Source organism: Micromonospora sp. NPDC051543, from assembly GCF_044454415.1.
GTDB lineage: Bacteria > Actinomycetota > Actinomycetes > Mycobacteriales > Micromonosporaceae > Micromonospora.
In genome coordinates this window covers 1-24,325 of record NZ_JBITDT010000025.1, presented here as the reverse complement: position 1 = coordinate 24,325, position 24,325 = coordinate 1, and the positions used below count along the sequence as shown (strand labels likewise).

The following is a 24,325-nucleotide window of genomic DNA, read 5'->3' as shown; positions in this document are numbered from 1 at the left end:
CATCACGATTCGGGACATGGGGAGCGCACGATGACGAACCGGCAGCACGAGAGCGGCGGCAGCGGTCGCCGTGTCGCTGTGCGTGAAGGTGCCAACCACGCTCTGCTGGACGACGTGGCCAAGCAGATCATCGAGCAGCTTCAGGAGGACGGCCGCCGACCGTACGCCACCATCGGCAAAGCGGTCGGCCTGTCCGAGGCGGCGGTCCGCCAGCGGGTACAGCGACTGCTCGACTCCGGCGTCATGCAGATCGTCGCCGTGACCGATCCGCTGCAGCTCGGCTTCCCCCGCCAGGCGATGATCGGGCTGCGTACCGACGGCGACCTGGAGGCCGTCGCCGACCGGCTCGCCGAACTGGACGAGGTCGACTACGTCGTCATCACCGCCGGGTCGTTCGACCTGCTCACCGAGGTGGTCTGCCGCAACGACGACCATCTGCTGGAGATCCTGCAACGGCTACGCGCGGTGCCCGGGGTGCTCTCCACCGAGGCGTTCGTCTACCTCAAGCTCCGCAAGCAGACCTACACCTGGGGTACGGCCTGACGGCTCTCGTTCGGCGCTCGGGGCGCTCGGCGGCGTCGGCTCGCGCTTGATCGACTCGAGTTGCAGGAAGTCGGGGTGTCCGGGGCGCTCGGATGCCCCGATTTTCGGGATCCCGAGTGGATCAGCGGGTCGTTGACCGGACCGCGTCAACGAACGACGCCCAGGCGGTCGGCGCGAAGGTCAGGGTGCCGCCGTCACGGTCCTTGCTGTCGCGCACAAGCACCCGGCCGGGAAGGTTGTCGGCCACCTCTACGCAGTTTCCGCCGTTGTTGCTGCTGCGGGTCGCGGTGCGCCAGCGCGCGTCGGTCATGTCCATGTCGTGGCCACTTCCCTGATCAGCTCGATCGACTGACGTTGGGGCAACGCCTCACCGGTGACGCTCTCCCACCTGCGTCCCAGGTTAGCCACGTCGAGAGGATCGGTCACGATCTGACCGCGCAGTTGGTTGTCGAGATACGCCAATTCCGTCCCGTCGGGCAGGCGACCCAGCACGAAAGGGCCGGCGAGGCCGGTGTGCCACGGGCTCTCGGCGGGGATGACCCGGACCTGCACGTGCTCCCACCCCGCAGCCGAGGCGAGGTGCCGCAGTTGCCCGGCCATCACCGAGCCGTCGCCGACTGGCCGGCGCAGCACCACCTCGTCGAGCACCGCGACGAGCTGCGGTGGAGCATCGCGGCGAAGGACTGCCTGCCGGTCGATGCGGCTCGCCACGATCTGGTCCACTTCGGAGCACGGGACCAGCCCGCCGGTGTTCAGGATCGCCCGGGCGTACCCCTCGGTCTGAAGCAGGCCCGGCACGAGCAGCGGCTCATACGACCGCAGCGAGGTGGCGTCCTGTTCCAGCTCGGCCCACGGTCGGAACCACGGCAGGTCCCGGCGGCGGAACGGCTCCGGCCAGAGATCCGCCGCGTCCCGGCGCAGGATCTCGGCGACCGCGATCCGGGTACGCGGATGCGGGATACGTCCGGACGCCAGCCACCGCCCCGCCGTCTTCGGGTCGACGCGGACCTTCTCGGCCAACGACTCGACCGTCTCCCCCGCCTCGGCCATCGCCACCCGCAACGCCTCGTTGGCCATGTGATCCTCCCGCCCGCCGGCACGCCCCAGCTCCACGCGGTGCCCAACGCCGCACCGCCCAGCAAACGCCGCGCCGCTCGATGCACGCCGCGCCGCTCGGTGCACGCCGCGCCGCACAGTCCGGTGCACATCGCGGGCCGCACAACCCGGCGCACGCCACGCCGCTCGGTGCACGCCCCGCCGCACTACCCGGCACGCGCAGCGCCGCGCTGTCCGGTGCACGTTGCGCCGCACGATAGCCACGCTGAGTGTCGATGTCTCCGGCCTGCCGGCGTGTTGCGGTGAGACGTGTTGGCAACGCACCCGGGACGCCCTCGAACCGCCCCCGAGGTGTCCCACCAGCGTCCCGCCACACACGCGGGCCGACCCTGCCGTTAATCCACTCGGCTTCGCCGATGTCGCGGCATCAACCGCGCCCTGACACCGCAACTTCAGCGAACCTGAGTGGATCAACCCAGGAGGCACCGGGACTCGGGCCGACCCGCCCCACATCTGGGGCACCTCGACAGCGTCCCGCCCCATACCGTCCAACCCTGCCCGTCGATGCGAAATCCGTTGCTCAGGCTGCAACCACTCGCTGATTCCGTCGCACTCAGGCACCTAGGCCACTGATACCACTTGCCGAAGGGCACCGGACTGTGCGATAACCGTGGGCAGAGCGGCCGGCTTCACCCCTTGACCGGCCCGACGATCGATGGGGCTGACATGGCCGACGCCACCGACCACCTCTGGATGCACTTCACCCGGATGGCGAGCTACTCCGCCGGCGAGGTGCCGACCATCGTGCGCGGCGAGGGCGCGTACATCTGGGACGCGCAGGGCCGCCGCTACCTCGACGGGCTCGCCGGGCTGTTCGTCGTCAACGCCGGTCACGGCCGCACCGAGCTGGCCGAGGCCGCCGCGAAGCAGGCCGGTGAGCTGGCGTACTTTCCGCTCTGGTCGTACGCCCATCCGACGGCCGTCGAGCTGGCCGAGAAGATCGCCTCGCTCACGCCCGGCGACCTGAACCGGGTCTTCTTCACCACCGGCGGCTCCGAGGCCGTCGAGGCGGCGTGGAAGCTGGCCCGGGCGTACTTCAAGCGCACCGGCCAGCCCAACAAGTACAAGGTTGTCAGTCGCTACATCGCCTACCACGGCACCTCGATGGGCGCGCTGTCGATCACCGGCCTGCCCGGCATCAAGAGCGACTTCGAGCCGCTGGTGCCGGGCGGGATCAAGGTGCCGAACACCAACTTCTACCGCGCGCCGGAGCACGGCGACGACCCCGAGGCGTTCGGCCGCTGGGCCGCCGACGAGATCGGCCGGGCCATCGAACGCGAGGGGCCGGACACGGTCGCCGCCGTCTTCCTGGAGCCGGTGCAGAACTCCGGCGGCTGTTTCCCGCCCCCTCCCGGCTACTTCGAGCGGGTACGGGAGATCTGCGACGCGTACGACGTGCTGCTCGTCTCCGACGAGGTGATCTGCTCGTGGGGTCGGCTCGGCGAGTACTTCGGGGCGGTCCGCTACGGCTACCAGCCGGACATCGTCACCACCGCCAAGGGCATCACCTCCGGGTACGCCCCGCTCGGCGCGATGATCGCCAGCGACCGGCTCATGGAGCCGTTCCTGACCGAGACCGGCATGTTCGCCCACGGGGTGACCTTCGGCGGGCACCCGGTGTCCTGCGCGGTCGCCCTCGCCAACCTGGAGGTGTTCGCCCGCGAAGACCTCGTCGGGCACGTACGCGCCAACGAGGACGCGTTCCGCGCCACCCTGGAGAAGCTGCACGACCTGCCGATCGTCGGCGACGTCCGAGGCGACGGCTACTTCTACGGCATCGAGCTGGTCAAGGACAAGACCAGCCGGGAGACCTTCGACGAGGCCGAGTCGGAGCGGCTGCTGCGCGGCTTCCTGTCCACCGCGCTGTTCCAGGCCGGCCTCTACTGCCGGGCCGACGACCGGGGTGACCCGGTCATCCAACTCGCCCCGCCGCTGATCGCCGAGCAGCGACACTTCGACGAGATCGAGCAGATCCTCCGCACGGTGCTGACCGAGGCGTGGACACGGCTCTGAGCGTGCGCTACCAGGAGCTGTCGTACTGGCTGTCCAGCCTGGACGAGCCGCTGACACCTCGGCCCGCGTTGCCCGGCGACACGGACGCCGACGTGGTGATCGTGGGCGGCGGCTACACCGGGCTGTGGACGGCGTATCACCTGGCCCAGGCCGACCCGACGCTGCGGGTCGTCGTCCTGGAGAAGGAGATCGCGGGGTACGGGGCGTCGGGGCGCAACGGCGGCTGGTGCTCCGCGCTCCTTCCCACGTCGCTGACCGGGCTGGCCCGCCGGCACGGCCGCGACGCGGCAGTCGCCATGCAGCGGGCGATGCACGACACCGTCCGCGCGGTGGGCCGGGTGGTCGCGGCCGAGGGCATCGACTGCGACTGGGCGGACGGCGGCACCGTCACGCTCGCCCGGACCAGCCCGCAGCTCGTCCGGGCCCGGGCCGCCGTGGACGAGGCCCGCGCGTTCGGCTTCGGCGACGACCACCTGACGCTCCTCGGCCCCGGCGAGGCCGCCGCCCGTTGCACCGCCGAGGGGGTACGCGGTGGGACGTACACCCCGCACTGCGCGACCGTGCACCCGGCGAAGCTGGTGCGTGGCCTCGCGCGGGCGGTGGAACGTCTCGGGGTGAGGATCCACGAGCGGACCACGGTGACCGCGATCCGGGCCGGCGCGGCGGTCACCGACGCGGGCAGCGTGCGGGCGTCGGTGGTGGTCCGGGCCACCGAGGGGTACACGCCCACGCTGCCTGGTCTGCGTCGCACGGTGGCACCGGTGTACTCGCTGATGGTGGCCACCGAGCCGCTGCCGGAACACGTCTGGGAACGGATCGGCCTGGCGGACCGGGAGACGTTCTCCGACCACCGGCACGTGATCATCTACGGCCAGCGGACCGCCGACGGGCGGTTGGCCTTCGGCGGGCGCGGTGCTCCGTACCATTTCGGGTCCCGGATCTCTCCCGGCCACGACCGGGAGCCACGGGTCTTCGCGGCGCTGCGGCGGACCCTGGGCGAGCTGTTCCCGGTGCTCGGGCCGGACGTTCCGGTGGCGTACACCTGGGGTGGACCGCTCGGGGTGGCCCGGGACTGGGCCGCCTCCGTCGGGTTCGACCGGGCCAACGGGCTGGCCTGGGCGGGCGGCTACGTCGGGGACGGAGTGGGTGCCAGCAACCTCGCCGGCCGCACCCTGGCCGACCTGATCCGCGGCGAGCGCACCGAATTGACCAGGCTGCCCTGGGTGGACCACCGCTCCCCCAGGTGGGAGCCGGAACCACTGCGCTGGCTGGCGATGAACGCGGCCCTGCGCGTCATGACCGGCGCCGACGCCAAGGAAACCCGAACCGACCGCCCCTCCAGAAGCGCCAGAACCCTCGCCCGCCTCCTGGGCCAGTAACCGCTGCTGGTCAGTGGTTGGGGGGGATCACCCGGAGGTGGCCTCGGCGGCCGGTCTGGTGGGGGTGCTCCGGGTGGGGCTGGTCGGGCTCCGGGGGGCGGGGCGCCGGGCGGGCCGCCTCGCGCACCGCCTCGGCCAGCGCGACCAGGTCGTCCGTGGTGGGCGGGGGCGGCTCGAACTCGCCCTCGTGCCGGACCACGTCCCAACCGCGCGGCGCGGTGAGGCTGCGGGCGTGCTGCTCACACAGGTCGTACGTGTGTGGCTCGGCGAACGCCGCCAACGGGCCGACCACGGCGGTGGACTCGTTGTAGACATAGGTCAATGTGGCGACCGCTTGCCGGGGGCAGCCGTTACGGGAGCAGCGCCGTGGTGACCTCACGTGCGGCAGGGTATCCCCATTACCGGGTCCGGCGCACCGGTTCGCGTTGCGACACGCCCGTCGTGGTGATCACAATTCGCGGTTCGCGCCGCGCCGCGCCACGCTGGCGGCGGTGCCGCTGGCCGACCCGGCCCGGGGGCTACCCTTTGCCTCATGACGAGCCCGGAACACCGCCGCCCCGGCCCCGGCCGGCGTGCGCACCGCGACCGGCACGGGCGTGGCCTGCGCGGGCGCCTGGTGCCGGCGACCGTGCCGCTGGCGCGGACCAAGGCGGAGGTCTTCGACGACCTGGTGCTGGACACCGTCGAAACGTTGGAGCGACGCTTCGCCAAGGAGTTGGCCGGCGTCGAGTTCGCGGTGGAGGATGTCCCGCCGGACCTGAACGTCTACGACTCGGATGTGCTGGAGGACGGCGAGGTGCCGCTGGCCCGGCTGCTGCCGGGTCGCCCCGGCCGCCAGGAGGTGCCGCCCCGGATCGTGCTGTACCGCCGACCCCTGGAGTTCCGGGCGATGGACCGCGAAGATCTCGCCGACCTCGTCCATGACGTGATCATCGAGCAGGTGGCGAACCTGCTCGGGGTCGACCCCGACGAGCTGGCCTGAGCCGGGCGGCCCCCACCGCCTCGACTCCGCACCACCCCCGACGCCGTACCGATCAGGCGGCGCGGCGCTTCAACTTGCGCCGCTCCCGCTCCGAGAGCCCACCCCAGATACCGAACCGCTCGTCGTGGCCGAGAGCGTATTCGAGGCATTCGGTCTTGACCTCGCAGCGCGAGCAGATTCGCTTCGCCTCGCGGGTCGAGCCGCCCTTCTCGGGAAAGAACGCCTCGGGGTCGGTCTGCGAGCACAAGGCCCGCTCCTGCCACTCCGGCGCGTTTCCGAGCAGGTCGGCCACCTCAAGCTGGCCGTCCATCAAATGCCTCCTTGTCGCGCACCGGCGTCATCGCCGCTGCAACCCCCCACGCGAAAGGCGTGCGTGTCCGTCCGGTCCCGTTTTGTTGCGTTCCGTGCGAACAACCCCATTCAAATTACACGCGTGTAATGCGTGCGCCGTCAAGCCAAACTTGATAATGGAGTCGCCCTCCCGACAACCCTGGCCGGCCACCAGGACCGTCCAGCCTCGCAACCTGCCCTATCGATTCAGACCCCGGCCGAGTAACGCCCTCTCCGGCGAGTTGCCCGAAGTTTCTGCCGTGGCGCTCCCCCGGACGGCCCGCCGACCGTGGAGCACCGGCACCTCCTGTCTAAAGCTGATCTTGGTGGGGGACAGGTTAACGCGGCGCGACGCAGACCGCCCGTCCAGTTGTGGACAGCGTTCGCACCCCGCCCACGATGTGGACGGGGTGCGAGGGGAAACAGGGTGCGCAGAGGTCAGCCGGCAGCCCCAAAACCGCTGCTGGGCCAGGCGAACTCGGCTATCCCTCCACCATGGACGGAGACCGTGCCGGCGGACGTGTTCCCGTCCCACCAGACGGTATAAATCCCGGCGGGAAGGTCGGGGTAGACCGCACTGTGGAACGAACCGTCCCGGACCCGGCGCTCCCGGACCGCCGAGTGGACCCGCCGATCGTCACCCCGGCTGATCTCGATCTCCCGGCCGTGCAGATCCCGGCCGGTATAGATGATCAGGGCGCCGGTGTCGCCGCCCAGGTCGAGGACGACACTCCCCGTCTCCGACGGCCCGTACGTGTGTTCGTGCACCACCACTCCCCCGCCCGACGTCAGGACGACGCCGGCGGGTTGTTGAACCCGTCGTACGGCGTACCCAGATAGGGGAAGTTCGCGAGGAAGGGCGCCGTCACATCGGCTGCGCTGAGCCCCGGGGTGACCGCGCCGGCCGCCGCGTCGGGGCGGAACGTCTTGTCCACCAGCGGTACGGTCACCCCGGCGATCGCCCGCAGCGCGATGCTGACCACGTCGTCACCGACCCGCCGTCCGTTCGGGAAGCCGGCCAGGTCGCCGCCGAGCACCCCGAACCGGTCCGGTCGCCGGTTCGGCGCGATGGCCGTGTTCAACCGCAGCATGTCGGCCTGCACATCGCCGGTGGCGTTCGTGAAGCCGTCGATCAGACCAGCCGGCACGCCGGTGAGCAGGATCGCCACCATGTCCGCCCGCGCCTTCTTGGACTTGTTGAGCTTGTCCAGGTTGGGGAAGACGTCCGGGTAGAGCGCCGGCAGCAGGGCGGCCAACTCCGGCTGCTCGACGAACCGGGCGAACCGCTTGTCCTCCGACGGCGGCAGCGAGTTCCACAGGTCCTTCTTGGACATCGGCACGATGACCTCGTTGAACAGCGGATTGCCCAGCCGGGAGACCTGGGTGAACGGACCGGTGGAGGTGTCCGCCCCACCCCGGTCGCCGAGCACCCGGACCTGCCGGCGCGACGCGGACGTCCACACCCCCAGCACCGACGCGGCGTCCGCCGGACCGTACCGGTTGGCACGGCGACGCACCTGCTTCAGCGGCACCTGCAGGGCGATGCTGTGCACGTTCATCCGGTCGGTGGCGTTGACCGGCTCCCCCTCGGCCTTGAAGATCTTCTTGCCGGCCACGTGCAGCTGCTGGAACGGCCGCAGCGTGCCGAGATCGAAGATCGCTCCCAGATCGACGAAGAAGCCGTCCGCGCGTTGCCCGGCGAAGACCCGCTCCCCCGTCGACAGGGTGTACGTGGCCTGGCGTACGAGGTCGGCGTATTTGGGCGTGGACAGCGGTCCGACGTTGCACGGCGGACAGGGCAGCTTGTGCGCGAGCCGGTGCTCCTTGCCGTCGGTGATCCGGGTCAGGCTGTAGAACTGCCGGCGGTTCCAGTTCTTGCTGTCGAGCGACTCGATCGGCCCCGTGTTGTAGAGGAAGCTGTTCGGGTTGGTGATCTCGGTCGTGAACTCGAACCGGTAGGTGACGTCGGGATGACCGTCACCGTTGTTGTCGACGTGGATCTCGTAGCGCACGTCGTCGCCGAACTCGAAGAAGTTCGGCCCTCCGGACGGGAGCTGCAACGGCACGTAGTTGGCGATCAGCGTGACCGTGTCGGGCTTGTCGGGGCTGACGAACGCGTAAAGGTCGGAGCTGTCGGCGACCGGATCCTTGGCTATCTCCGGGGCCTCGCGGTGGGAAGACATGGCGGACCAACCTCACTGGGCGGGGACTGATGGCGGAACGGAGGGCGCTGGGAAGCGCCGGGCGAAGGCGCTGGTCAGCGCTTGGCGGCGCGGCGCAGCCGGTCCGCGAGGCCGCGGTCGCGTACCTCGATCCGGGACTCACCGACGAAGACGTCCATCGTTCCCGACGCGGCGTCGCGCAGGTGCACGACGATCGGCTCGTCGGCCCGACCTGCCGCGCCCGGCGCGTTCTGGGCGGCCGACAGGCCCGGCACGGTGAGCGCGGCGGCGCCGAGGGTGGCGCTGGCCGCGGCGGTCAACGTCTGCCGGCGGGTCAGTCGCGGCCAGGGCCGCTTCCGCTGATCAGTGGTCATGGGGAACCTTTCCGGCGGCGGCGCGCACGCGCCCGCGGTGACGGGTCCGGTGCCGCCGACCGACGTCGCCGGGCCCCTTGGGGGAACACCGGCGGCGGCCCTCGCCGCGACCGCCGCCGGCACCGCTTGGTACGGCCGACGGCGGGAAAAGGTTCGACCTCAGCGCGGAACGTGACCGTACGCGGTCGTCCGCTTGCGCGCCGGACGCCCGGCCGCCTTCGCGATGGCCCGCAACTGCTCCTCGGTACGCGCCGAACCGTTGCCGGACCCCGCCATCCGGGAGATGGTCTCCTCCATGAGCGTGCCGCCCAGGTCGTTGCAGCCGCCCTGGAGCATCGCCACCGTGCCCTCGTCGCCGAGCTTCACCCAGGAGCACTGGATGTTGTCGATCCGGCCGTGCAGCAGCAGCCGGGACATCGCGTGCACCACCCGGTTCTCCCGCCAGGTCGGCCCGGGACGGGCGATGCCGGCCAGGTAGATAGGCGCGTTGGTGTGCACGAACGGTAGCGCCACGAACTCGGTGAAACCACCCGTACGGTCCTGCACACCGGCCAGCACCCGGAAGTGCGCGAGCCACTGTCCAGGGTGGTCGACATGGCCGTACATCATGGTGGAGCTGGACCGGATGCCCAGCTCGTGGGCCGTGCTGACCACCTCGACCCAGGCGGCGGCCGGCAGTTTTCCCTTGGTCAGCACCCAGCGCACGTCGTCGTCGAGGATCTCGGCGGCGGTGCCCGGGATGGTGTCCAGGCCGGCCTCGCGGAGCTGGGTCAGCCACTCGCGGACCGGCACGCCCGCCTTGGCGGCGGCGGTGACGATCTCCATCGGGGAGAACGCGTGCACGTGCATCTCGGGCACGCGGGCCTTGATGGCGCGGACGATGTCGGCGTACCCGGTGACCGGCATCTTCGGGTCGATCCCGCCCTGGAGGCAGACCTCGCTGGCGCCGGCAGCCCACGCCTCCTGGGCGCGGTCGGCGACCTGGTCGACGGAGAGCCGGTAGGCGTCGGCGTCCCGCTCACGCTGCGCGAACGCGCAGAACCGGCAGCCCACGTAGCAGACGTTGCTGAAGTTGATGTTGCGGTTGACCACGTAGGTCACGTCGTCCCCGACCGCGTCCCGACGCACGTCGTCGGCGAGCCGGCACAGCTCGTCCAGCGCCGGCCCGTCCGCCGCGAACAGCGCCAACGCCGCGTCGGTGTGGGCCGGGTCGAGCAGCGCCGCCGGGTCGTCGGCCGCGAGCCGCAGCCCGGCCGCAAGGTCACGGTCCGCGCCACTGCCGGCCGTGATCGGGGGTACGGCGACCCGGCGCGCTGCCGCCTCCGGGGTCACCTTGCCGGCGACCTCGGCCCAGTCGCCGTAGACGCTGTCGAAGTCACCGCGCCGGTCGTCGGTCCGGCCGGTGGTGTCGATGGTGGCGTGCAGATCGGTCCGCCCGCCGAACACCTCCTCCGGCTCCTGCCAGGGCCGGCCCTGCGGAAGGGCCGACTCGACCGCCATGCCGGTCGCCGGGTCGGCGAGGGCGGACACGTGCGGCAGCAGCCTCGGGTCGAGCCACGGGTCGCCCGCCCGCACGTACTCGGGGTAGATCGTCAACCGCTCCCGCAGCGTGAACCCGGCCAACTCGGTGTGCCGGGCCAGCTCCTCGATCTGCGGCCACGGGCGCTCCGGATTCACGTGGTCCGGGGTGAGCGGCGAGACGCCGCCCCAGTCGTCGATACCGGCCCGCAGCAGCAGGCCGTACTCGCCGGCGATGAGGTTCGGCGGGGCCTGGATACGAGCCTTCGGGCCCAGCAGCAACCGGGCCACGGCCACCGTGGCGGCCAGGTCGTGCAGCTCCGCGTCGGGCATCCCCCGCATCGCCGTGTCCGGCTTGGCGCGGAAGTTCTGCACGATCACCTCCTGGAGGTGGCCATACTCCCGGTGCGCGCGGCGGATCGCGAACAGCGCGTCAACCCGCTCGGCCGGCGTCTCGCCGATGCCGATGAGCAGCCCGGTGGTGAACGGCACCCCGACCCGGCCCGCGTCGTCGAGCACCCGCAGCCGGACCGCCGGCTCCTTGTCGGGTGAGCCGTAGTGCGGGCCGCCCGGCTCGGACCACAGGCGGGTGGCGGTGGTCTCCAGCATCATGCCCATGCTCGGCGCGACCGGCTTGAGCCGTTGCAGCTCCGACCAGGACAGCACCCCCGGATTGAGGTGCGGCAACAGGCCCGTCTCCTCCAGCACGGCCACCGCGCAGGCGCGCAGGTAGTCCAGGGTGGAGTCGTAGCCGCGCTCGTCCAGCCAGGCACGGGCCGCCGGCCACCGCTCCTCCGGCCGGTCACCGAGGGTGAACAGGGCCTCCTTGCAGCCCTGCGCGGCGCCCTCGCGGGCGATGGCGAGCACCTCGTCGCGGTCCAGGAACGGCGCCGGCAGGCGGTGCGGCACGGTGGCGAAGGTGCAGTAGTGGCAGCGGTCCCGGCAGAGCCGGGTCAGCGGGATGAAGACCTTCTTCGAGTACGTGACGACACCCGGCCGCCCCGCCTCCCGCAGCCCGGCGTCACGGATCTGGCCGGCCACCCGGAGCAGCTCGTCCAGCGCCTCACCACGGGCGGCGAGCAGCGCGGTCGCCTCGTCAAGGTCCAGCGCCCGGCCGGCGGCGGCCCGGCCCAGGGCCCGCCGCACGCTGGCCTCGCCAGGCCCGGGGTGCATCCGATCAACCATCCGCTCACCCTATGCGCCCCAAACCCCCACCCAACCCACCCCCGCCCGGCCCCACCCCCCGCCCACCCCGTGGCCGTTGGCCCGGCCCTCGCCGATCTTGCACTTTCTGTGGTGACACAAGGGGTATTTCACGCGAACCAACAACCGAAAGTGCAAGATCGGCGCGAGGTTGGCGGGGTGCGGGTCAGCGCGGGCCTTCGGGGTTGATGTGCTGGGTGCGGTCGTTGTCCTCGTCCGCGGGGCGCTGGATCGCCTGGGTCGGGTCGGCAGGGCTCGGGTCGGCGGACTGACGCGGGATGGTCTGGGTCGGGTCGGCCGACGGCGGCTGTCCGAACGGCGGCGCGGGCTGCGCGAACTGCGGGCCCGGGTTGGCCGGCGGGAACGGCGGGGCGGACTGCGGTCCCGGGTTGGCCGGCGGGGCGGACTGCGGGGCGGACTGCGGGAACGGCGGGGCGGACTGCGGGAACGACGGCGCGGACTGCTGGTGCGGCGGCGCGGACTGCTGGTGCGGCGGCGCGGACTGCGGGGCCTGGAACGGCGGCGACGGCTGGCCGTACTGGCCCGGGAACTGCGCCGGCGGGTACCCGCCCGGCTGACCCGCCTGCGGGTAGCCGCCCGGCTGGCCGGGGGCGGGCCAACCGGCCTGCGGCTGACCACCGGGCTGGCCGGGGGCCGGCCAACCACCGTGCTGCTGCGGCCAGCCCTGCGGCGGCTGCCCGTAGACGCCCGGCTGCGGCTTGGGCTTCGGCACGTAGTAGAACGCCCGCCAGATCGTGAACACCACCCAGGCGGCCACCGCGAAGATCACCAGCCAGGCGAACCGGGTGAGTACGCCGAGCAGCGCGTCGAGCAGCTCCGCCTCGGCGAGCCGGCCGACCGTCCAGATCAGCATGGTGAGCGTGCCGAACAGCGCGCTGACCGCGTACTCGCCGAGCGCCACCTGCGTGATGAGCTTCGCCTTCGGCAGCACCGGGGCGACGTGGGTCGCCAGCAGCACGGCCAGCAACGGCAGGACCACCGCCTCCACCCCGATGAACGAGAAGAAGGAACTGCCCGCCCGACCGGTGAAGTCGGTGTAGTCGGCAGGAATGAGCAGCCGGAGAAGCCCCACGAAGAGGAACACGGCGTTCGCGCCGAGCAGGGCGAGCGCACCCAGTTCGCGCAGTGGCTTGGTCAGCTGGCGGGCCTGCGTCGCGTCGGCGGACGCGGGCTCGGCGGGGCTGGTCACGAGCTCCCCCTCGGGGCATTGACGGACAGGGCGCACGTGAGCCTAGTCTCCCCGGGCACCGGCGGACCGGAGGCGTCACGTACGCGAGGATGGTCGACATGCGCATCGTGGTTCTGGCCGGCGGCATCGGGGGCGCCCGGTTCCTGCTCGGCGTCCGGGCGTACGCCCGCGAGGTCGGCGCCGAGGTGACCGCCGTGGTCAATGTCGGCGACGACCTGTGGCTGCACGGGTTGAAGATCTGCCCCGACCTGGACAGCGTCATGTACACCCTCGGCGGCGGTGCCGACCCGGAGCGGGGCTGGGGCCGGGTCGGTGAGAGCTGGACGGTCAAGGAGGAGCTGGCCGGGTACGGCGTCGAGCCCACCTGGTTCGGCCTCGGCGACAAGGACATCGCCACCCACCTGGTCCGCAGCACCATGCTCAGCGGTGGTTACCCACTCAGCGCGGTCACCGAGGCGCTGGCGAGCCGCTGGCAACCGGGCGTACGCCTGCTGCCGGCGACCGACGACCGGCTGGAGACCCACGCCATCGTCAGCGGCGGCGGTGAACCCGGTGCCGAGGACGACCAGGGCCAGCGGGCCATCCACTTCCAGGAGTGGTGGGTGCGGTACCGGGCGAACATCGAGACCCACCGTTTCGTGTTCGTGGGCGCGGAGACGGCGAAGCCGGCACCGGGTGTGCTGGACGCCATCGGGGCGGCCGACCTGGTGCTGGTCGCCCCGAGCAATCCGGTGGTGAGCGTCGCGCCCGTGCTCGCCGTACCCGGGATGCGTGAGGCCGTGGTGGACGGCCCGGCACCGGTGGTGGGGGTGTCGCCGATCATCGGCGGCGCGCCGGTACGCGGCATGGCCGACCGCTGTCTCGAGGTGCTCGGGGTCGAGTGCAGCGCCGCGGGGGTGGGCCGCCTGTACGGTGGCCGGCCGGCCGGCGGCCTGCTGGACGGCTGGCTGGTCGCCGAGGAGGACGCCGACACGCTGGTGCCGGAGGTGACGGTCCGCGCGGTGCCGCTGCGGATGACCGACGAGGCGGCGACGGCGGCGATGGTCCGCGCCGCGGTGGAGTTGACGTGAGGCTGGAGATCCTGCCGGTGCTGGGCATCGGCCACGTGACCGAGGGCGACGACCTGGCGGCGTTGATCGCCACCGCCGCGCCGTGGCTGCGCGACGGCGATGTGCTGGTGGTGACCAGCAAGATCGTCTCCAAGGCGGAGGGGCGCCTGGTCGACGTCCCGGCGGACGGGCCGGAGCGGCTCGCCGCACGCGACGAGGTGCTGGCGGGCGAGACCGCGCGGGTCGTGGCCAGCCGGGGCGCGACCCGGATCGTGCAGACCCACCACGGGTTCGTGATGGCGTCCGCCGGGATCGACGCGTCGAACGTCGACAAGACCCGACTGGTGCTGTTGCCCGAGGACCCGGACGCGTCGGCCCGGGAGCTGCGCGCCGCGCTCCGGGAACGGTACGAGCTCGACGTCGCGGTGATCGTCAGCGACACCATGGGCCGGCCCTGGCGCAACGGCCTGACCGACGTCGCGCTCGGGGTCGCCGGCATGCCGGCCATCCGCGACCACCGGGGAGAGGTCGACCCGTACGGCAACGAGCTCCAGCTCACCCAGATGGCCGTGGTGGACGAACTGGCGGGCGCCGGCGAGTTGATCAAGGGTAAGTGTGACCAGGTCCCGGTGGCCGTGGTGCGGGGTTACCTCACCGCCACCGGCGCGGACGACTCCGGCGGCGCGCGTGCGCTGATCCGGGACGCCGCGCAGGACCTCTTCTCGTTGGGTACCGCCGAGGCCCGGGCCGCCGGACTGACCGACGCCGCGACCCTCGTCGAGACCGTCGGCCCCGAGCCGATCGACCCCGCCGCGGTGCGGCGGGCGCTCGACGCGGTGGCCGGGGTGGTCACCCCGGGCACGGTCTTCACGCTTGTCGACGAGGCGGAGGTACGCGCCGGTCTGGTCGCCGAGGTGCCCGGCTGGCCCGCCGACGCCACCGCGCTGGTGCTCGGCACCGCCCCGGCGCCGGTCGACCCGATGGACCTGGTCCGCTTCGGCGCCGACCTGCACCGGCTGCGCCTCGCCCTGGCCGCCGAGGGCGTCGGCTCGACGCTGCTGCCCCCACCCGCCGGCAGCCCAGCAAGCGCCGCCCTAGCCCTGTAGTCCCCCGGCCCCGGCCAACCCGACCGACTTTGGCGTTGATCATGAAGTTATTGCCCGCCGCCTCGGCGTGTCCGGGCAATAACTTCATGATCAACGGGGTGGAGCGGGGTGGGTGGGGTGGGGGTGGGGGTGGGGGTGGGGGTTAGGCCTCTAGGACGGCTCGGCCTAGCGGGGTCAGCGTGTGCAGCACGGTGTTCCGGTCACGGTGGCTGACGAGCAGGCCGGCGTTGCGCAGAACAGTGGCGTGCTGGCTCGCCGCCGCCGGGGAGATGTCGAGCCGACGGGCCATCTCGCCCGTCGTACAGCCGTCGTCGCTGGCCTGGAGCACCGCGGCCCTGGTCCGGCCGAGAAGCGCGGCCAGCGAGTCACGGCCGGCACCGGTCGCGGCCGACGCCTCGCCATCGGCGGCGGCGAGGCCGCCCAGCCGGTCCACGGGATAGACCAGGACGGGCGGCAGCGCCGGGTCGAGCAGAGCGACCGGTGTGGGTGCACAGAAGAACGACGGCACCAGCAGCAGCCCCCGCCCGTCCAGGTGCAATTCGCGGCTGTGCGGGTAGTCGCGCACCTCGAGCACCCCGCCCGCCCAGCGCATGGTCGGGCGCAGGCTGGTCAGGAGGCCCTCGACGCCGCCGTCGAGGAGGGCGCGCGCCCGGCGGTTACGGTCCGCCGCGACGGCGGCCTGGATCCGGCTCCAGTACGGGCCGATCGCCAACGCCCGGTACTGCTCCATCGAATCCGCGAGGTGCCGCACCGTCGCCACGTCGCCACGGGCCAGCGCGGCGGCCGAGGGGGGCAGCGGGTTTTCGGCGGCCACCAGGGTCAGGTCCCGCTGGAGCACCTCGACCGGCGTGCTGCGAACCGCCTCCAGGCCCGCCTCGAAACCTTCCACACTGGCGTACGGGGTGAGGAAGTCGGGAAAGTAGCCGCGCGGCGGATTCAGGGCGAAGAGCAGTCGGAGCTGGTCGGAGGCGATGTCCCGGCGTAGCCCGCGGGTCACGGTGTGCCGCCAGGCAGACGTCAGCGGGTCGCGGTTGCGGCTCTGCAACGCGTGCAGGCTCAGGACCAGCTCCCAGACCGGGTCGGCCGCCGGTGCCACCCGGGTCCGGAGGATGTCCTCCCCAGAAAAGTGGATCTTCAGCATGGAGCACTCCCGTGCCGCCGGCAGAGGGATGCCGGACGGCCATTTCGACTCTACCTGGCCGGCAGTTATCTCCATCTTTAAGCCTGGGCTGAAAAACCTCGACGCCCTCGGGGACGGTTGGGCATGCTTCGAGTGCCCGCGCACGGCACCGACGCGTCCTTGACGCGTTCGATGACGGGGCACCGGGACTGGGGAGGACCGGTGATCGGGCGGCACCACGAGGGTCTGCGGCCCTTGCTCCGCAGAGGTGTCGTCCGGTCACCCCGCCGCCGTGGCACGCGTCGCCGGCCAGGCGGAGGGCCACCCGCTCGTAGAGTGACGGGATGCCCGACACCGCGATGACCGGACCCACCGTCGACCCCATCGATTCCACGACGTTCGCGGCACTGCACGCCGACGCCGTCGCGCTGCTCGAAGGTTGGCAGCCGACCAGCTCGGCTTCGGCCGAGGCACGGGACCGCACCCTCGCGTTCCTCGCCGCCGGGCCGATCGCGATGAGCCGACAACACCGTCCCGGCCACGTCACCGCGAGCGCGCTGGTGCTGGACCCGACCGGGGCGCGGGTGCTGCTCTGCCTGCACGCCAAGTTCGGCCGGTGGGTGCAGCTCGGCGGGCACTGCGAACCGGTCGACCGGACCCTTGTCGGAGCCGCGCTGCGCGAAGCCACCGAGGAATCCGGCATCACCGGGCTGCGCATCGACCCGGCGCCGATCGACATCGACGTACACGAGGTGCAGTGCCAGGGCGGCTCGCGCCACTACGACATCCGGTTCGCCGTGGTCGCCCCGGCCGACGCGGTCGAGCAGGTCAGCGACGAGTCCGAGGCGCTGGGGTGGTTCCCGCCCGACGGGCTGCCCGAGCCACTGGCCGGCGGCACCAAACAACTCGTCGAGCCGGCCCTCGCCGCCCTCCGCAGGTGGTGACGCGGCGCTGGCGACGAGAGTTCCCGTCGCCAGCATCACGCTCCGGACGTCAGACGTAGCCCTCTTCGCCGCGCTCCTTGAGCTCGTCGACCAGCAGCTTGACGTCCTGCGCCCGCTCGCGCGGACAGACCAGCACCGCGTCCGGGGTGTCCACCACGATCAGGTCACGCACGCCGATGACGGCCACGAGCCGACCCGACTGTGGCACCACGACCAGGTCGGCGGTGTCCCGCAGCAGCACGCCCGGCTTGGCGTCCGTGCCGAGCACGACGTTGCCCGCGTCGTCGGCGGGCAGCACCTCGCCGAGGGTGTGGAAGTCGCCGACGTCGTTCCAGCCGAAGTCACCCGGCACGGTGGCGACCCGGCCGGCGGTGGCCGCGCCCTCCATCACCGCATAGTCGACGGAGATCTTCGGCAGCGTCGGCCACACCGTGCCGAGGACGTCGTCCTGCTCCGGCGTGCCCCAGGCGGCGGCGATCGCGGTGACCCCGGCGTGCAGCGCCGGCTGCTGACGGGCCAGCTCGGCGAGGAACACGTCCACCCGCCAGACGAACATGCTCGCGTTCCAGAGGTGTCGACCCGAGCGGACGTACGCCTCGGCGACCTCGGCTGCCGGCTTCTCCTTGAACTCGGCCACCTGACGCCACGGGGCGCCGTCGGTGGCGTCGTCGGTCTCCAGATAGCCGTACCCGGTCTCCGGCCTGGTCGGAGTGATCCCGACCGTCATCAGCATGCCCTGCTCGGCACCCCGGACCGCCTCCTGGACCGTACGAACCCAGCTGTCCGGGTCACGGATCAGGTGGTCGGCCGCGAAGCTGCCCATCACCGCCTCCGGATCGCGGCCCGCGATCACCGCCGCGGCCAGCGCGATCGCCGCGCAGGAGTCCCGGGGGGACGGCTCGACCAGGATGTTCTCCTCCGGCAGCCCGGTGAGCTGCCGGGCGACCGCCGCGACGTGCGCGGCGCCGGTGACCACAAGGGTCCGATCCGGCGTGGTCAGCGGCGCGAGCCGCTCCACGGTCGCCTGCAACAGCGAGGAACTGGTGCCGGTCAGCGGGTGGAGGAACTTGGGGTGGCCGGCGCGGGACAACGGCCACAACCTTGTGCCGCTGCCACCTGCCGGGATGACCGCATAAAGCATCCGCACATCATGCCCGACGCATCGTCCCGCAGTGGCACGGGTCACCATGAGGGGCCCAAACGGTCACGAACGGGCGCGACTCCACGCGGCGATGTGCACCTCGGCGCTGGACTCCCAGGTGAACTCCTTGGCCCGGTCGAAGCCGGCCTTCGCCAGCGACAACCGGCGCTGCTCGTCGTCGAGCAGGGCGGCCAGGTCGGTGGCGATCTGGTCCGGGTCCTCCGAGGTGTACGCGACCGCGTCGCCACCCACCTCGGGCAGGGACAGTCGGGGCGTGGTCAGCACCGGGGCGGCGCACGCCATCGCCTCCAGGATCGGCAGGCCGAACCCCTCACCGTACGACGGGTAGGCGGCGACCAGCGCGCCACCGAGGAAGCCCGGCAGGTCGCCGTACCGCAGGTAGCCGGGGCGCAGCAGGCGCAGGTGCGACGGAACCTCGGCCACCGCGCGGTCGATGTCGTCGTCGTGCCCCTGACCGCCGGCGATCACCAGCGCCGGCGGGTCGGCCCGGTCGGCCACCGCGCGAGCCCAACCCCGGATCAGATTGGGTACGTTCTTGCGCGGCTCCTTGGCGCCGAGGAACGCGACGTAACTGCTGTTGCCCAGCCCCAGTCGGGCACGTACGCGGGCCTTCTCCTCCTCGCTCGGCGCGTGAAAGGCGGCGTGGTCGACGCCGTGGTAGGCCACGTCGATGCGGGTCGGGTCGGCGTCGAGCAGTCGGATCAGCTCGTCACGGGTGGCCTTGCTGGGCACGATCACCCGGTTGGCGCGGCGCATCGAGGTCTTGATGGCACTGCGGAAGAACGTGCGGCGGGACTTGTCGTAGTGCTCCGGCTCGGTGAAGAACGTCGCGTCGTGCACGGTGACCGTCACCGGGCACCCGGCCCGCAGCGGGCAGGTGTAGAACGGCGAGTGCAGCACGTGCGCGCCGACCTGCTGGGCGAGCAGGGGCAGGCCGGTCTGCTCCCAGGCGAGGCGGGCCGGGCGGTGCGCCACGGCGGCCGGAGCGGGGATGATCTCCGCGCCGGGCAGCATGCGGGTGTAACGCTCCTGGTCGGTGCGGAGGCTCACCACGGCCAACTCCACCCCCGACCCGCACACCTTGCCGAGGGCGCCGAGCAGACCGTCGACGTATCGACCGACACCACCACGGTCGGCGGGGACACTCGTGGCGTCGATGAGCACGCGGGGCGGGCGACCGGCGGTCACGGGGCAACTCCTTGAGGGTGGGTCTGTGGGGAACAACACTCCGGGGGTAAAGCCTACGCCGGAGTACGGGGCGGACGCTGACTGCGACCCGACCGTACGCCGACTTGTCATCGTCATCGAGTACGGGTCGCGGAGGCGTATCGTTCGCGCCGATGGCCGACAACATTGCCCGGGTCTTCGCCGACGCGATCGCGACCGACCCGACTCGACCGCTGCTGACCTGGTACGACGACTCCACCGGAGACCGCACCGAACTCTCCGGCGCGACCCTGGCGAACTGGGTGTCGAAGACCGCCAATCTCCTCGTCGACGAGGTCGGCCTCGCGCCGGGCACACCGGCCGGCGTCCTGCTCCCTCCGCACTGGCAGACCGCCGCGGTGCTGCTGGGCTGCTGGTCGGCCAAGCTGAGCGTCCTCGACATGCCGGGAACCGTGGATGTCCTCTTCGCCGCCGCCGACCGGTTCGACGAGGCGCAGTCCTGGACGGCGGACGAGCGCTATGCCCTGGGCCTCGCCCCGCTCGCCGCCCCACTGCGCCAGGTGCCGCCCGGCTTCGCCGACTATGTGGTCGAGGTACGCGGGCACGGCGACCACTTCACCCCGCAGCCCGGCCCGGGCCCCACCGACGCGCACCTGTTGAGCCGAGCCGAGGCCCGCGCCGACGAGCTGGGCATCGAGCGGGGCGCGCGCCTCCTGGTCGACACCGCCCGCTATCCCGACCCGGTCGACTGGCTCCTCGCGCCGCTGACCCGGGCCGCCACGGTGGTCCTCTGCGCCAACCTGGACCCGGCCCGCCTAGCTGCCCGCCAGACCGCCGAAAAAGTAACCCACCCCCTCCCCTAACCCCACTCCCGAACCCCGCCCCCACACCTCCCGCCCCCCTACCCCCGTGCCGTGCCGTGCCGCCCCGCCAGCGCCCGCACCCACGCCGGTGCCGCCGCGCCCCGCCCCGCTGCCCCGCGCCGCCCCGTGCCGCCCGCACCCGCACCCGCACCCGCACCCGCACCCGCACCCGCACCCGCGATCTTGCAGTTTCGGTTGCCGATACGCGTGGAATGCCCCTTATGCCGCCACAGAAAGTGCAAGATCGCGGTGCTTCAGGGCTAGGCAGGGTCGATCATGAAGTCGTGGTGGGCAAATAGCAGGGATATGCACCCTTTGCGGGGCACCACAACTCCATGATCGACGCCTGCGAGGGCGGGGAGCGTGCGGGGCCGGGGCCTGGGGCGGGAGCGTGCGGAGGCCGGGGCCTGGGACGGGAGCGTGCGGGGCCGGGGCCTGGGACGGGAGCGTGCGGAAGCCGGGCCCTGCGGGAGCGGGAACGCTGGGGTCGGGGCGGCACGGGAGTAGCGGCGGGAGCGGTGTGGGGGTGGAGCTCGGGGCTCCGGGCTCCGGGGTCAGGGATCGGGCTCCGGGGCTCGGGGCACTGCGGTCAGAGGTCGGGGGTCAGGGGTCGGGGGTCAGCGGGCGGGGGTCGGGGTCAGGGGTGGGGGCGGGACTGGGCGAAGGTGGCGAAGGCGATCAGGGACTCAGGATTCGCCAGGGCGCCCTTGGCTGCCGCCGAGTCGACCGGGGTGCCGGTGAGGATCTTCTTGACCGGTACCTCCAGCTTCTTCGCCGAGAGGGTTCGGGGCACCGCGCGTACCTGGTGGATCTCGTCGGGGACGTGCCGGGGGGAGAGTGCCGTACGCAGCTCACGGCTGATCTTCGTGCGCAGCGCGTCGTCCAGTTCGAGGCCGTCGGCAAGCACGACGAAGAGCAGCAGCTCGCCTGCGCCGCCCTCGTCGTCCTCCAGGTGCACGACGACCGAGTCGACGACCTCGTCGAGCCCCTCGACCACCGAGTAGAACTCGGCGGTGCCGAGTCGTACGCCGCCGCGGTTGAGGGTGGCGTCGGAGCGGCCGGTGATCACGCAGCCACCTCGGGCGTTGATGGTGATCCAGTCGCCGTGCCGCCACACACCCGGGTAGACGGAGAAGTACGCCTCGGAGTAGCGGACGCCGTCCGGGTCGTTCCAGAAGCCCACCGGCATGCTCGGCATCGGCTCGGTGATCACCAGCTCGCCCAGTTCACCGATCACCGGGGTGCCGTCGGCCGAGCGGGCCTCCACCTTGGCGCCCAACGCGCGGCAGGCGATCTCTCCGGCGTACACGGGCAGCAGCGGCACCCCGCCGACGAAGCCGGTGCACACGTCGGTGCCGCCGGACAGCGACTGGAGCTGCACCTGGTCGCCGACCGTGTCGTACACCCATTGGAAGCCCTCGGCGGGCAGCGGCGCACCGGTGGAACCGACGCCGCGCAGCGCGGACAGGTCGGCGATCTCGCGCGGCACCACGCCGGCCTTGCGGCAGGCCAGCAGGTACGGCGCGGAGGTGCCGAAGTAGGTGGTGCCGGTCTCGGCGGCCAGTCGCCACAGGCCGCCGAGGTCGGGCTCTGCCGGCCGGCCGGGCTCCGCCCGGACCCCAGGGTTGCCGTCGAAGAGCACGATGGCCGCGCCCACGGCCGGCCCGGAGACCAGGAAGTTCCACATCATCCAGCCGGTGGTGGTGAACCAGAAGAACCGGTCGGACGGGCCGAGGTCGTGGTGCAGGGCGAGCATCTTCAGGTGTTCCAGCAGGATGCCGCCGTGGCCGTGGACGATCGGCTTGGGCAGCCCGGTGGTGCCCGAGGAGTAGAGCACGTACAGCGGGTGGTCGAACGGGACCGGCGTGAACGTCAACGGCTCGTCCGTGGGCGCGGCCAGGTCCGCCCAGTCGAGGACGCCGTCGGGCGCGGGGCCGTCCGGGTCGAGGTACGCGATGCCGACGGTGTGCCGCAGCGACGGCAGGGCGGCCCGGATCGCGGCGACCTCGGCGCGACGGTCCACCGGCTTGTCGCCGTACCGGTAGCCGTCCACGGCGACCAGCACCGTCGGCTCGATCTGCTGCCACCGGTCGGTGACGCTGCGGGTGCCGAACTCGGGCGCGCAGGACGAGAAGATCGCGCCCAGGCTGGCGGTGGCGAGCAGCAGGACGTACGTCTCGGGAATGTTCGGCGCGTACGCCGCCACCCGGTCCCCGGCGGTGACGCCGAGCCGGCGCAGGCCGGCCGACACCCGGCGGACCTGCTCGCGCAGCTCGGCGGCGGTGAGGGTGACCGGCGGGCGGGTCTGGCCGTGCGCGATGACGACGGGGTCGTCGTCATCGCGGCCCGGCATGCGCAGCACGTTCTCGGCGTAGTTGAGGGTGGCGTCGGGGAACCAGCGGGCGCCGGGCATCGCCCGCTCGGCCAGCGTGGCGGTCGGCGGGGTGTGCGCGATGACCTCGAAGTGGTCCCAGATGGAACGCCAGAAGGCGTCCAGGTCGGTGACGGACCAGCGCCACAGCGCGTCGTAGTCGGCGAAGTCCAGCCCTCGGTGCTCCCGCAGCCAGCGCAGGTAGTCGCCGATCCGGGACCGCTCGAGCACGTCCGCCGGCGGCGTCCACAGCACGTCACCCACTGCTCCACCCTCCCTGAGGCCCGCACGACACTGTGCATGGGCCGTGGCGCCATCTTGCCCTACCTCGAAGCGCCATTCTGCGCACCGGGTGGGCCGATCGACGCGTGCCCGGCCCACACTCCACCGGGTCAACCCATGTGGGTCAGCCGGCCCGGTGCGCCTGGATGGCCCGGCGGCGGGCCAGGCGGTGCTCGCGGCGGATCTCCGCCTCCCGGTACCGGCGTTCGTCGTCCGGCGTCTCCGGCAGCACCGGGCGGACCGTGCGCGGCGCGCCGCCGACGTCCACCCCGACGAAGACCAGGTACGCCGTGGCGACCCGGACCGGCGCGTCCTCGGCCGAGTCCCACCGCTCGGCGACCACCCGCACCCCCACCTCCATCGAGGTCTGCCCGGTCCAGTTGACCTGGGCGTGCGCGTGCACCAGGTCACCGACCCGGACGGCCTCGGAGAAGACGATCTCGTCGATCGCCGCGGTGACCGCCGTCCCGCCGCTGTGCCGGGCGGCAGCGGCGCCGGCCACGTCGTCGACGAACTTCATCAGGACCCCGCCGTGGACGGTTCCGTAGAGGTTGACGTCCACCGCAGTCATGATCTTGCTGAGGGTGACCCGGGAGTACGACGTCGGCTTGCCGGTCGGAGCGGCGGAGAGGTGCTCGGTCATGCCGGAAACGGTACGGTGCGCGGATGCGACATCTCTGGAGCTTCCTCGCCGGGTTGGTGGTGGCACCCATCACGTGGGTGCTTGTCACACTCGGGCAGGACGGGTCGAGCCGGACGGTCGACCGCTGGGTGGAGATCGGCACCTTCAACACCGCCAACCTGATCGAACCGGCCGTGTACCTCGGTGTCGGCGGTGTCCTGCTCGGGCTGCTCGGCACACTGCGTTTCTCGCCGGCGGGGCCACTGCTGGCCGGGCTGCTGCTGGTCACCCCGTACATCGGGATGTTCGTGGCGCCGTTCGAGGTGCGCGACGCCATCCCGCACGAGTGGAAGGTGTTCGGTGACCCGCTGCCGCTGCGGCTGCCGGTCGAGAACGGCACGCTCTTCCTGATCGGTCTGCTGCTGCTGATGGCGACGTTCAGCGGTCAACGCTGGCGGCGGTGGCCGGAGCCGGTGACCGTACCGGCCGCCACCCCGGCGCCGGCGGACGCGCCGCGCGGCGACGACTTCACCCTGACCGACTGGTCGTCGTCCGAATCGGCGGAGCGCGACACCGCGCCACTGACCCTGGGCTACCCGGCCGATCCGACGCCGACCGAGCCGCTGCCGCGCCGGGTGGGCGGCGAATCGCCGTGGTCCGCGCCGCCGCGCGGTCAGACGCGGCCCGAGGACACCACCGAGATCCGCTGACCGTCGGGGGGGGGGGGGGGGGGCGCCCGCCCGCCCCCCCCCCCCCCCCCCCGGCCCCCGCCCCCCCGCCAGGCGCGCGGCGGCGCCGAGCCGGGGGGC

At 72.3% G+C, this 24,325-nt stretch carries 23 protein-coding genes; 9 read left to right on the top strand and 14 right to left on the bottom strand.

Going from position 1 to position 24,325, the window contains the following annotated elements:
- The first annotated feature begins 30 nt into the window (after positions 1–30).
- Positions 31–543: an Lrp/AsnC family transcriptional regulator gene (locus ACIA3K_RS30070; protein ID WP_396805000.1), complete on the top strand. Its 513-nt coding sequence runs from the start codon at positions 31–33 to the stop codon at positions 541–543.
- Between the two features lie 121 nt (positions 544–664).
- Here the strand turns inward: ACIA3K_RS30070 and ACIA3K_RS30065 are convergent, their stop codons facing one another.
- Positions 665–859: a DUF397 domain-containing protein gene (locus ACIA3K_RS30065; protein ID WP_396804998.1), complete on the bottom strand. Its 195-nt coding sequence runs from the start codon at positions 857–859 to the stop codon at positions 665–667.
- Positions 850–1,620, bottom strand: a complete 771-nt coding sequence (locus ACIA3K_RS30060) for a Scr1 family TA system antitoxin-like transcriptional regulator (RefSeq protein ID WP_396804996.1) — start codon at positions 1,618–1,620, stop codon at positions 850–852. Before ACIA3K_RS30060 ends, ACIA3K_RS30065 begins: the two co-directional genes overlap by 10 nt.
- Before the next feature lie 705 nt (positions 1,621–2,325).
- Here ACIA3K_RS30060 and ACIA3K_RS30055 point away from each other — a divergent pair.
- The gene (locus tag ACIA3K_RS30055; protein WP_396804994.1) at positions 2,326–3,672 is read left to right on the top strand and encodes an aspartate aminotransferase family protein; all 1,347 of its coding nucleotides are present in this window, start codon (positions 2,326–2,328) and stop codon (positions 3,670–3,672) included.
- Complete coding sequence (locus ACIA3K_RS30050; protein ID WP_396804993.1) at positions 3,657–5,051, top strand: NAD(P)/FAD-dependent oxidoreductase; 1,395 nt, start codon at positions 3,657–3,659, stop codon at positions 5,049–5,051. Before ACIA3K_RS30055 ends, ACIA3K_RS30050 begins: the two co-directional genes overlap by 16 nt.
- A 10-nt stretch (positions 5,052–5,061) precedes the next feature.
- On the opposite strand, the gene ACIA3K_RS30045 is transcribed toward ACIA3K_RS30050, so the two are convergent.
- Positions 5,062–5,430, bottom strand: a complete 369-nt coding sequence (locus ACIA3K_RS30045) for a DUF3499 domain-containing protein (RefSeq protein ID WP_396804991.1) — start codon at positions 5,428–5,430, stop codon at positions 5,062–5,064.
- A gap of 153 nt (positions 5,431–5,583) precedes the next feature.
- Here ACIA3K_RS30045 and ACIA3K_RS30040 point away from each other — a divergent pair, with 153 nt between their 5' ends.
- The gene (locus ACIA3K_RS30040) at positions 5,584–6,033 is read left to right on the top strand and encodes a metallopeptidase family protein (RefSeq protein WP_007455785.1); all 450 of its coding nucleotides are present in this window, start codon (positions 5,584–5,586) and stop codon (positions 6,031–6,033) included.
- 52 nt (positions 6,034–6,085) lie between these two features.
- Here ACIA3K_RS30040 and ACIA3K_RS30035 read toward each other — a convergent pair whose 3' ends face one another.
- The 6 genes from ACIA3K_RS30035 to ACIA3K_RS30010 form a co-directional block, all read right to left on the bottom strand.
- Positions 6,086–6,343: a WhiB family transcriptional regulator gene (locus ACIA3K_RS30035; RefSeq protein ID WP_007455784.1), complete on the bottom strand. Its 258-nt coding sequence runs from the start codon at positions 6,341–6,343 to the stop codon at positions 6,086–6,088.
- Between the two features lie 458 nt (positions 6,344–6,801).
- Complete coding sequence (locus ACIA3K_RS30030; protein WP_396804989.1) at positions 6,802–7,131, bottom strand: phospholipase; 330 nt, start codon at positions 7,129–7,131, stop codon at positions 6,802–6,804.
- Positions 7,132–7,151: 20 nt separating this feature from the next.
- The gene (locus ACIA3K_RS30025; RefSeq protein ID WP_396804987.1) at positions 7,152–8,546 is read right to left on the bottom strand and encodes a DUF4331 domain-containing protein; all 1,395 of its coding nucleotides are present in this window, start codon (positions 8,544–8,546) and stop codon (positions 7,152–7,154) included.
- A 74-nt stretch (positions 8,547–8,620) separates the two neighbouring features.
- A complete protein-coding gene (locus ACIA3K_RS30020) occupies positions 8,621–8,899 on the bottom strand; it encodes a hypothetical protein (protein ID WP_357129962.1) in 279 nt (92 codons plus the stop codon).
- 159 nt (positions 8,900–9,058) lie between these two features.
- A complete protein-coding gene (locus ACIA3K_RS30015) occupies positions 9,059–11,602 on the bottom strand; it encodes a bifunctional FO biosynthesis protein CofGH (RefSeq protein WP_396804985.1) in 2,544 nt (847 codons plus the stop codon).
- A gap of 184 nt (positions 11,603–11,786) precedes the next feature.
- Positions 11,787–12,830: a hypothetical protein gene (locus ACIA3K_RS30010; protein WP_396804983.1), complete on the bottom strand. Its 1,044-nt coding sequence runs from the start codon at positions 12,828–12,830 to the stop codon at positions 11,787–11,789.
- A 98-nt stretch (positions 12,831–12,928) separates the two neighbouring features.
- On the opposite strand from ACIA3K_RS30010, the gene cofD reads away from it, so the two are divergent.
- Positions 12,929–13,900, top strand: coding sequence for a 2-phospho-L-lactate transferase (gene cofD / locus ACIA3K_RS30005; protein WP_396804982.1), 972 nt, complete (start codon positions 12,929–12,931; stop codon positions 13,898–13,900).
- Complete coding sequence (locus tag ACIA3K_RS30000; protein WP_396804981.1) at positions 13,897–14,985, top strand: coenzyme F420-0:L-glutamate ligase; 1,089 nt, start codon at positions 13,897–13,899, stop codon at positions 14,983–14,985. Before cofD ends, ACIA3K_RS30000 begins: the two co-directional genes overlap by 4 nt.
- A 142-nt stretch (positions 14,986–15,127) precedes the next feature.
- Here the strand turns inward: ACIA3K_RS30000 and ACIA3K_RS29995 are convergent, their stop codons facing one another.
- Positions 15,128–16,126 carry a helix-turn-helix domain-containing protein gene (locus tag ACIA3K_RS29995; protein ID WP_396804979.1) on the bottom strand — a complete coding sequence of 333 codons (999 nt, stop codon included), beginning with the start codon at positions 16,124–16,126 and terminating at the stop codon, positions 15,128–15,130.
- Between the two features lie 338 nt (positions 16,127–16,464).
- On the opposite strand from ACIA3K_RS29995, the gene ACIA3K_RS29990 reads away from it, so the two are divergent.
- On the top strand, positions 16,465–17,049 hold the full coding sequence (locus ACIA3K_RS29990) for an NUDIX hydrolase (protein WP_396805074.1): 585 nt from the start codon (positions 16,465–16,467) through the stop codon (positions 17,047–17,049).
- 49 nt (positions 17,050–17,098) lie between these two features.
- Here ACIA3K_RS29990 and ACIA3K_RS29985 read toward each other — a convergent pair whose 3' ends face one another.
- On the bottom strand, positions 17,099–18,190 hold the full coding sequence (locus ACIA3K_RS29985; protein WP_396804978.1) for a mannose-1-phosphate guanylyltransferase: 1,092 nt from the start codon (positions 18,188–18,190) through the stop codon (positions 17,099–17,101).
- Between the two features lie 63 nt (positions 18,191–18,253).
- Complete coding sequence (locus ACIA3K_RS29980; RefSeq protein ID WP_396804976.1) at positions 18,254–19,399, bottom strand: glycosyltransferase family 4 protein; 1,146 nt, start codon at positions 19,397–19,399, stop codon at positions 18,254–18,256.
- A 152-nt stretch (positions 19,400–19,551) separates the two neighbouring features.
- Here ACIA3K_RS29980 and ACIA3K_RS29975 point away from each other — a divergent pair, with 152 nt between their 5' ends.
- Complete coding sequence (locus ACIA3K_RS29975) at positions 19,552–20,241, top strand: TIGR03089 family protein (protein ID WP_396804974.1); 690 nt, start codon at positions 19,552–19,554, stop codon at positions 20,239–20,241.
- Positions 20,242–20,878: 637 nt separating this feature from the next.
- On the opposite strand, the gene ACIA3K_RS29970 is transcribed toward ACIA3K_RS29975, so the two are convergent.
- The gene (locus ACIA3K_RS29970; RefSeq protein WP_396804972.1) at positions 20,879–22,876 is read right to left on the bottom strand and encodes an acetoacetate--CoA ligase; all 1,998 of its coding nucleotides are present in this window, start codon (positions 22,874–22,876) and stop codon (positions 20,879–20,881) included.
- Positions 22,877–23,018: 142 nt separating this feature from the next.
- A complete protein-coding gene (locus ACIA3K_RS29965; RefSeq protein ID WP_355048801.1) occupies positions 23,019–23,537 on the bottom strand; it encodes a hotdog domain-containing protein in 519 nt (172 codons plus the stop codon).
- A 23-nt stretch (positions 23,538–23,560) separates the two neighbouring features.
- Here ACIA3K_RS29965 and ACIA3K_RS29960 point away from each other — a divergent pair, with 23 nt between their 5' ends.
- Positions 23,561–24,226, top strand: coding sequence for a hypothetical protein (locus tag ACIA3K_RS29960; protein WP_396804970.1), 666 nt, complete (start codon positions 23,561–23,563; stop codon positions 24,224–24,226).
- Positions 24,227–24,325: the final 99 nt, after the last annotated feature.

Coding starts and splice junctions, on each gene's coding strand:
- ACIA3K_RS30025 (WP_396804987.1), bottom strand. CDS start 8,546: ATGTCTTCCCACCGCGAGGCCCCGGAGATAGCCAAGGATCCGGTCGCC.
- ACIA3K_RS30035 (WP_007455784.1), bottom strand. CDS start 6,343: ATGGACGGCCAGCTTGAGGTGGCCGACCTGCTCGGAAACGCGCCGGAG.
- ACIA3K_RS30060 (WP_396804996.1), bottom strand. CDS start 1,620: ATGGCCAACGAGGCGTTGCGGGTGGCGATGGCCGAGGCGGGGGAGACG.
- cofD (WP_396804982.1), top strand. CDS start 12,929: ATGCGCATCGTGGTTCTGGCCGGCGGCATCGGGGGCGCCCGGTTCCTG.
- ACIA3K_RS30020 (WP_357129962.1), bottom strand. CDS start 8,899: ATGACCACTGATCAGCGGAAGCGGCCCTGGCCGCGACTGACCCGCCGG.
- ACIA3K_RS30015 (WP_396804985.1), bottom strand. CDS start 11,602: ATGGTTGATCGGATGCACCCCGGGCCTGGCGAGGCCAGCGTGCGGCGG.
- ACIA3K_RS29990 (WP_396805074.1), top strand. CDS start 16,465: ATGACCGGACCCACCGTCGACCCCATCGATTCCACGACGTTCGCGGCA.
- ACIA3K_RS29995 (WP_396804979.1), bottom strand. CDS start 16,126: ATGCTGAAGATCCACTTTTCTGGGGAGGACATCCTCCGGACCCGGGTG.
- ACIA3K_RS29985 (WP_396804978.1), bottom strand. CDS start 18,190: ATGCTTTATGCGGTCATCCCGGCAGGTGGCAGCGGCACAAGGTTGTGG.
- ACIA3K_RS30070 (WP_396805000.1), top strand. CDS start 31: ATGACGAACCGGCAGCACGAGAGCGGCGGCAGCGGTCGCCGTGTCGCT.
- ACIA3K_RS29960 (WP_396804970.1), top strand. CDS start 23,561: ATGCGACATCTCTGGAGCTTCCTCGCCGGGTTGGTGGTGGCACCCATC.
- ACIA3K_RS30040 (WP_007455785.1), top strand. CDS start 5,584: ATGACGAGCCCGGAACACCGCCGCCCCGGCCCCGGCCGGCGTGCGCAC.
- ACIA3K_RS29975 (WP_396804974.1), top strand. CDS start 19,552: ATGGCCGACAACATTGCCCGGGTCTTCGCCGACGCGATCGCGACCGAC.
- ACIA3K_RS30055 (WP_396804994.1), top strand. CDS start 2,326: ATGGCCGACGCCACCGACCACCTCTGGATGCACTTCACCCGGATGGCG.
- ACIA3K_RS29965 (WP_355048801.1), bottom strand. CDS start 23,537: ATGACCGAGCACCTCTCCGCCGCTCCGACCGGCAAGCCGACGTCGTAC.
- ACIA3K_RS30065 (WP_396804998.1), bottom strand. CDS start 859: ATGGACATGACCGACGCGCGCTGGCGCACCGCGACCCGCAGCAGCAAC.